General features: G+C 42.7%; 8 protein-coding genes and 1 pseudogene. All 9 read right to left on the bottom strand.

Annotation, left to right across the window (positions count from 1 at the left end; all coding sequences use genetic code 11):
• Positions 1 to 35: 35 nt before the first annotated feature.
• The 9 genes and pseudogenes from QUB70_RS30925 to QUB70_RS30885 all read right to left on the bottom strand — a co-directional run bounded on the left by QUB70_RS30925 (position 36) and on the right by QUB70_RS30885 (position 6847).
• The gene (locus QUB70_RS30925; RefSeq protein ID WP_332985570.1) at positions 36 to 752 is read right to left on the bottom strand and encodes a phage late control D family protein; all 717 of its coding nucleotides are present in this window, start codon (positions 750 to 752) and stop codon (positions 36 to 38) included.
• A gap of 5 nt (positions 753 to 757) precedes the next feature.
• Positions 758 to 1405: a CIS tube protein gene (locus tag QUB70_RS30920; protein WP_332985569.1), complete on the bottom strand. Its 648-nt coding sequence runs from the start codon at positions 1403 to 1405 to the stop codon at positions 758 to 760.
• Entirely contained in the window at positions 1396 to 2709 is a 1314-nt protein-coding gene (locus tag QUB70_RS30915) for a hypothetical protein (RefSeq protein ID WP_332985568.1), read from the bottom strand. Before QUB70_RS30915 ends, QUB70_RS30920 begins: the two co-directional genes overlap by 10 nt.
• On the bottom strand, positions 2696 to 3220 hold the full coding sequence (locus tag QUB70_RS30910; RefSeq protein ID WP_332985567.1) for a phage tail protein: 525 nt from the start codon (positions 3218 to 3220) through the stop codon (positions 2696 to 2698). The genes QUB70_RS30915 and QUB70_RS30910 overlap by 14 nt, the downstream gene beginning before the upstream one ends.
• A gap of 25 nt (positions 3221 to 3245) precedes the next feature.
• Positions 3246 to 3398 (bottom strand): annotated as a pseudogene (locus tag QUB70_RS30905) (DUF6760 family protein); the annotation flags it as partial.
• A gap of 17 nt (positions 3399 to 3415) precedes the next feature.
• Positions 3416 to 3781: a phage tail assembly protein gene (locus QUB70_RS30900; protein WP_332985566.1), complete on the bottom strand. Its 366-nt coding sequence runs from the start codon at positions 3779 to 3781 to the stop codon at positions 3416 to 3418.
• 14 nt (positions 3782 to 3795) lie between these two features.
• On the bottom strand, positions 3796 to 4251 hold the full coding sequence (locus QUB70_RS30895) for a phage tail protein (RefSeq protein WP_332985564.1): 456 nt from the start codon (positions 4249 to 4251) through the stop codon (positions 3796 to 3798).
• Between the two features lie 24 nt (positions 4252 to 4275).
• The gene (locus QUB70_RS30890) at positions 4276 to 5463 is read right to left on the bottom strand and encodes a phage tail sheath family protein (protein WP_332985562.1); all 1188 of its coding nucleotides are present in this window, start codon (positions 5461 to 5463) and stop codon (positions 4276 to 4278) included.
• A 25-nt stretch (positions 5464 to 5488) separates the two neighbouring features.
• The gene (locus tag QUB70_RS30885; RefSeq protein WP_332985561.1) at positions 5489 to 6847 is read right to left on the bottom strand and encodes a phage tail sheath family protein; all 1359 of its coding nucleotides are present in this window, start codon (positions 6845 to 6847) and stop codon (positions 5489 to 5491) included.
• Positions 6848 to 7264 lie beyond the last annotated feature (417 nt).

Raw genomic sequence — 7264 nt, 5'->3', positions numbered from 1 at the left:
TCTATCCTTTCTCTTCGCTGTGCTTACCTCAACGGTCAACTTTCAATTTGATATATTTGCCAAAGTGAGATGCACCCTACCTGTCCCACCTGGCTCATCGTACTCAATCGAGGCGAAAATTCTATTAAATCGTCGCTTCGATTGAGTGTCAAAACTTTTTGAGTATTATTTTGGTGCGATCGAAAGTATAGGGTTTTGCCTTCTAGTGTTACTTCATACCCAATGCGCTTAGCCCGTTGCTGGAGAAATTCTAAATCAGTTTGGTTGGCTTGGAAAATATATTCTAATTTTATACTGGTATCTTTAACTGTGCAACTAATTCCTTGTTCTCCAGCTATTTTACTAGCAATATCGCTATCTTTCATCTGGGTAAAAGAGCGAGTTTTACTGCCCCTTAACAGTCGGTGGCGCAAATCGTGGCCCCGCACCACTAATTTTGGAGTTGCCGTTTGGGAAAATTCCGGTTCTAATCCGGTAATTTCTCCAACAATTAAAGTTTTTAAAGTGTTCCCGTACCCCATTTGAACTTCGATCGTATTCCCAATATCGAACAATTCACTATCTGCCCAAGTAATTTGGCTTTTTACCAGATTCCAGCTCACCAATTCGAGGGTAAACATAGCGGGTATGTCCAAATCTTCGGAAACGGTTACGGAGAGTATATCCACCTTTGTTTCCATAGGTAAGCGGTTTCCTTTAATCAGGACGTTCAACTTAGGAACTAATGAGTCAACTCCACTGGGGTTAGGCACTGTAATTATTGCCTCCCTTGCGTAATGCTATCCGCACGCCTTGGCGGTATCGTCAAAGAGGTACCGGGTTCCAATAAACGCGGATTATCCATCTTATTTTCTTTGGCAATTAACCGCCACAGAGCAGGATCGTTATATTCTTGTGCGGCGATGCTGCTGAGAGTTTCTCCTTGCTTAACAATCCGAATCGGGTCGTCTATTGGATTTTCAATTTTTTTCTGTTGTGTGGGGTTTTGCCACTCCTCAAAATTGCAACTTAATTTAGCAGCAACGGGAGTTCCATCTTCTAAAAAGTGGGTAAGAGTTTTAGTTAAAGATTTAAGGATTCCCAGAGGCAATAAAACATTTTTACCCCAAATTATTTGACATAAAGGGGGTCTGGCATTTTTCCCAATCAGAGTTAAGCTGTAAATATGATTAGTATAGTTTTGAACGTTTTCTGGCGGATATTTCCCTAAAGTTGTAGTGTCAAAAAATAACTCAATGGTTAAAGTGGCTGGTGCGCGACTAGCAACTAAGCCCTTGTCGGTATCTTCATGCCAACCTGTTTTGCTAATTGTCACTTGGTTGGGATTGAACAAGGCTTGTATTTCTTTATTTGGTTTTCCTTGGGTTTGGTCTTCAATTAGAATTTTTAGTTTTTCTAGCGCCATCGTTTTTGTCCTCTTCGCTCACTTTCGATCGCGAGCCGTCGTATCAGTTTACGCTCTACTTTGTCTGCTAAACTATCCAGGTCAATCTGAGTTTGGCTGCTTGTCTGAGTAGGAGACGAATACTGTACTTGTATAGCTGAACTTGCAGAACTATTGGGAAAAGAGCTGGCACAATTGTTAGGCTCAGTATGGGGAACAGTTCTGGCGATCGCAACTTCAGTTGCTTTTCTATGTTCTGCCTTTTCTCCTGGGTTATAGGGTTTAGTAACTAAATCCTGGCTCCCATTAGCTGCTACTGTTCTGTTCCTGGGTAATGGAGGAACAGACCATAAAAGTTGGGTATCCAATCCCTTCCAACTAGGGACTATATTTGGCTTAACTAATAACTGTGAATTTCGTCCGGTTAAGTCCGTCTTTTTTGCGCCCAACTCCTCCGTAGGAGTTAATAGCATATTTCGAGTTTGGGTAGCCTGACTTATTACTTTTACTGTAGAGCCATACCCTTCATTTTTCAATACCCGATCTGCCATTATTTCGCCAAACACAAGAGCAGTTGGCGATGCCATTTCGGAAATCGAGTCCGGCGTAAACTTAACTAGAGGAAGTGTTGATTCCCCCAGTTCGCTGCTAACTGACTTTCCGGGCCTACTTGGGGATAATATATCGGCAGATGGAGTGGCTGAGTCTAATTTAGCCTGAACAACAGGCAATTGGTTAACTGAAATATTGGAAAACTCTAAGTTAGAAGTTGAATTTATCGGAGTAGCTGACTGATTCGGCTGACCAATATTCTCTAAATTTCTTGAACCTGAATTAATATAATCCAAAGATTCGGCTAGAGTTTCTGAAATACTTTTAGGAATGTAATTTTGTTTATGGTAGTTTACTTCACTTAGTTGCGAGCTTTGCCGAGGCAAGTTATGAAGTAAGGTTGATTCGCTACCAGGAGCAAATTTTGCTTGAATAATTGGTACTTCTTTTCGCTGTACTTTGGGGATAGATGAAGTTTCTGAGAGATTAAGTTTTTCTCCATTATTGTCTGGAATAGGTAGAGGATGAGCGTAAACGAGGGGAAGATGATTCGCTGATTGAGTCGTTACGCTACACCAGCGCCGATCCATTTGTGCGAGTAAGGGTAGCCGATCGCTCAATCGGTGCGATCGCGAAATAATTGCTCCTGCTAACACAGAAGTATTAATCAGCCCTGGCTTTTCTAAAGGGCGCATCAGTCGCGCTTGGAACTTTTGATCAATCCCATCCTGCCAATTCGTTTTTTCAGTTAAAGAGCGCTTAAGTTGTGACATAATTTATACCCAATCCCTTCGAGCCAAAAGTTACAGGTTTATCAATACCCTGGTGAATCAACTCCAGTCTTTCAACCGCCACTTCATTAGCATGGCTGGCATTAAAAGTAGGGCCACACCACTTCACAGGATAAGCATTTTTAAAATTCCATAACATCACAGGAATTTGTTGGCGGGTCAGCAAAATAATCGTAACATTTTTAAGTTGAATATTGCCTTGAGTTGTCGATTGATACCAAGTCCAAAGCGTATCGTTCGATGTCAGACCGTGACTTAACACAAGATTTGGGTATCGAGTGCGTCTGGGAAATTGATGGCTATATCCATTCACTCCTCCTTCTTGATAGGATTCTAATTCAATTTCGCTTTCCAGCCCCGTAACCTCACTAAAACCACCCGTTATTAACCCTTCAATTTCGAGATAAAAATTAGAACCGTTATAAGGATCTAAACGAATACCTGTTAAACTATTTGCGAAACTTAAACCCACATTTAACAGTGTTTTTTCCACAATTTCCTCCTGAATAACTCCTCTTCTAAAAACTAGACCCCAATCTCTCGTTTAACGTTTGATTGATTCGCATAACTTCAGCAACCCACTGCTGTCTTTCTCGGTGTTCAAATCTCATAATTTGTTCGTAAGACCAGTGAAAGTGATAGGCAATATAAGCTACCTCCTCAAGCAATCGTTCTGAGGGGTAGCAAACTACTCCCCCGCTGGCACAGTTTCAACCTCAAATTCTCCTTGACAATGAGGACAAGCCACGAGGAAGCGACTGTGACCGTTTTGGTTGATGCGCTGGTAGAAATCTTGCAAGTAAACCAAATCGGCAGAAAAGAGGTTTTCAATCATTTTCGGATTGATATGTTCGACATCTCCCAACCGAACGATCGTCCTTGATAGAAGAATAATCACCAAATAAGCTGAATTTGATTGAACGCGCGGATCTCGCAGTGGTGCAATTTCGTCGAATGCAGTAGCCAATCGCATCGTTCCTTCTAGATGGACATTACCTTCCGGGTCTATATATCCTTGAGGTAAAGTAAAGGGAAATTCAGTCTGCGGTATCATGGGGGAATTTAAACTTACGACCATTTATCAACGCTGATGCCTTCATGGGCAATTTCTAAAGTCTCAACGGCCACTTCATTAGAAGTCGCATTAAAGTCAGGCCCCGACCAAGTGACAGGCCAGCAATGAGTTAAATTCCAGCGAATTTTTTCTTGACCTGTTTCATCTAAGAGAACAATGGATATATCTTTTCTGTACTCAGCACCCCCTTTCACTGTATTTTCCCGCCACTTCCAGAGTTCTTGATTATTGGTTATGCCTCGTTTGAGGCTGATATTGTTGTAGGTCACTAAACCTGGCAGTTTTCTGACGGTTGGCGGATCGGTTCCTTCCCGATATTCGGCGGGAGTTTGGGTGGAGTTGAGTCCGCTACATTCTCGAAAACCAGCGTGGATAATGCCATTCCATTCAACCCAGAAGCGATAACTTGAATAGGGATCGGGTTTGTGGGGGGCTTTTAGATCTGGCATGGTGAATCCTCCTGTTCAAAATTATTAAGGTTGAGTGGTTGAATTAACTCCAGCCGTCCCGTGGATGAGACGAACGACAATAAATTCGTTGGGTTTAGTCGGTGCTAATCCAATTTCCGTGACAACTGTTCCGATATCGCGCATTTCTGGCGGATTAGTTTCGCTGTCGCATTTAATGTAAAACGCTTCTTGGGGAGTTCGTCCTTGCAATGCGCCTTTTCGCAGTAATGATTCTAAATAAGTGGTTAATTCGCGCTCAATACGCACCCACAATTTGAAATCATTTGGCTCGAAGACAACATCCTCTAAGTTTCTCTCTATCCAGCGAAGAACGGTTAAGAATAATCGCCGGACGTTGATATATTGCCAATCTGGATTTTGGCTTAAAGTGCGACCTCCCCAAATGCGAATGCCTCTACCTTTGAAGACGCGCAAGCAGTTTATGCTTGGTGGCTCATTTGAGTTGTTCTTTGGGTTTAATGCGTCTTGCTCATCGCTAGACAAGGAAACGCTCAAATCTAAGACTCCTTCTAAGGGATAATTAGCTGGAGTCTGAGGAAAACCATAAGTGCGATCGCTTTGAGCGTAAATTCCAGCAATATGACCGCAAGGCGGAACTTCTATAAGTTTCGGGGTAGGGGTAGCTGGGTCCAAAACTTTAATCCAGGGGAAGTACAAAGCACCGTTATTGCTTTGCAGGCTATCTCTTTGTTTGGTTATTTCCTGTTTATTAGGCAGTGAGTCCAGAATAGCAAAGCGATCGCCCATCTTATCGCAATGATCCAGAACAAGTGTCTGCATCTCTTCTACCCAGTGCGATTCCGAACTTCGCATCATAATATCTGGAGCGCAAACCAAATCGATGGTGTCCAGAGATTCTATTGCTGCGAGTCCTTGTTTAAGTGCTTCTTGTTCAGCATTTTGTAAAGGAACCACATAGCACAGACGACCTCCGTTTTCAAAAAAACCGCGTACTGCATGAGCAAGGTAACTTCCAGATGACGCCTGAACAAAGAATTGCTCAAACTGGGGCCAAAGCTTTAATAGCTTCGGTTGATTAGGATCTTCTTCTTTTTCTTTTTTTTCGGCATCTTTAACTTTCGTCACACCCAAGAATGCAGGGACTCCTGTGATTAACTCGGGAGAAGGGGCAGGAAATATTTGCTCCAGGTAGACACCTGGTGTTGTACGTCGTTTTTGATCCGTCAGCATTTTAACTTCCCCTGGAAAATCGCTACTATTTACCTGGCCCTGCCCACTGGCTGAGATTGAAGATGACAAACTCTGCCGGTTTGACTATAGCCACACCAATTTCAGTGATAACTTGTCCTTGTTCGCGCAATTCAGGGGGGTTAGTTTCCTCATCGCACTTAACGTAGAAAGCTTGTTCGGGTGTATTGCCGAACAGAGCACCGCTACGCCAAAGGGTCATCAGAAAAGAAGTCACGTTCCGACGGATTTTTGCCCACAGTTCCGGAGAATTTGGCTCAAATACCGTCCACTGTGTCCCTTGGTCGATCGACTTTTTCAGATAGTTAAATAGGCGACGGACATTAATATATTTGAATTCGCCATTGGCATCGCCTCCAATGGTGCGCGCGCCCCACACCCGAATATTGCCGTTGAGATTGCGAATGCAGTTGATTCCTTGGGGATTTAGACCATCTTGTTGATTTTTGCTGAGATTTTGCTTGAGTCCCAGCGCTCCCAACACAATTTCATTCGCTGGTGCTTTATATACACCCCTTTGTGCATCTACGCGAGCGTAAATTCCAGCAATGTGACCGCTGGGCGGTACATATATTAGTCCATCCCCATCCGGATGCGCCGTTTTTGTAGCTGGGTCAAAAACTTGAATCCAAGGGAAGTAGAATGCAGCATAGTCGGAGTTATCCGGCTTTTTATTAATAATAGCGCTGCTCGTATCGCCTTCGGCACAGTCTAAAATAGCAAAGCGATCGCCCATATTTTGACAATGTTCAGCAATTTTCTTCCCATCACTGATACTGCAACCCGGTGCAGCGACAATGGCTATTTCATCGATCGCTTCCAAACTTTCTAACAAAGTATCAGTAATTTTATCTTTGTTTTCGACTCGCATCACATAACAGCGAGTTCCGCCGTTGTTAAAAAAACCATAAACTGCATGTGCTAGCCAGTTTTGGCCTGTATCGGCAGAAAAATCTCCAAAGAAATTTTTGAACTCCTTAAAATTGGTACACAGTTTCACCTCTTCAGATGGGATAGGTCGAAAAGTTGGAAAAGTTACTTGGTAATCGACAGTAATAGTTTTTTTGTGCCGATCTTTCATCTGCTCAGATGTTAAAGTGAATTTAGCAACGCGATTTGTATCATCAGGTTTAATTTCTACGTCAACAATTTTTTCTCCGTCAATCTTGATAGTGTATGTGTTTTGGGCTGTGTTAACTGGATATTGTTTTAGTTTAAATTCCCTTCGTTCACCATCAATACGTTCTGCAACTTCGCCAACTATTTCATTAGTAATTTGATTGGCTAACACTATATACTTGATTTTGACCGTCTTTGTTTGTAAGCTGTTTTTTAATGTAATTTTGGCAGGTTGTCGCTTGGACATATCTGCTGGGTGGGTGATTGTAAAGTCCTGATCCTTTGTTAGCTTACGATCACCAACCCATACGTCCCAATCACCTAGATTATTCACACCTGGGTGTGATTCCCAATTAAAAAGTGCATCCGCACTTGCAGTCGAATCCGCAGCTGGAACTTGTTGTAGATTTTCTTCCTTAGAAATGACAGGCGCAGTAGGAATAGTAATCCTATCGGGCACAACACCTATAAAAGTGGCTGTGCTAGTTCCAGCTCCAGCAATGGGAGCCGAACCGGAAGAAACTTCTCTTATGTATACACCGGGAGAGAGATACGTTGCCATTGGAGTTACTCCTTTTAAGAATTGGACTGGACAGTGAAAAGTTCTGTATAGCCCAGAGGGTGTCGCTTATGGGGCCTCAAAAAAAATGGACCGGCATAAAAC

Source organism: Microcoleus sp. A003_D6, from assembly GCF_036702825.1.
GTDB lineage: Bacteria > Cyanobacteriota > Cyanobacteriia > Cyanobacteriales > Microcoleaceae > Microcoleus.
This window is presented reverse-complemented; position numbering and strand designations above follow the sequence as displayed.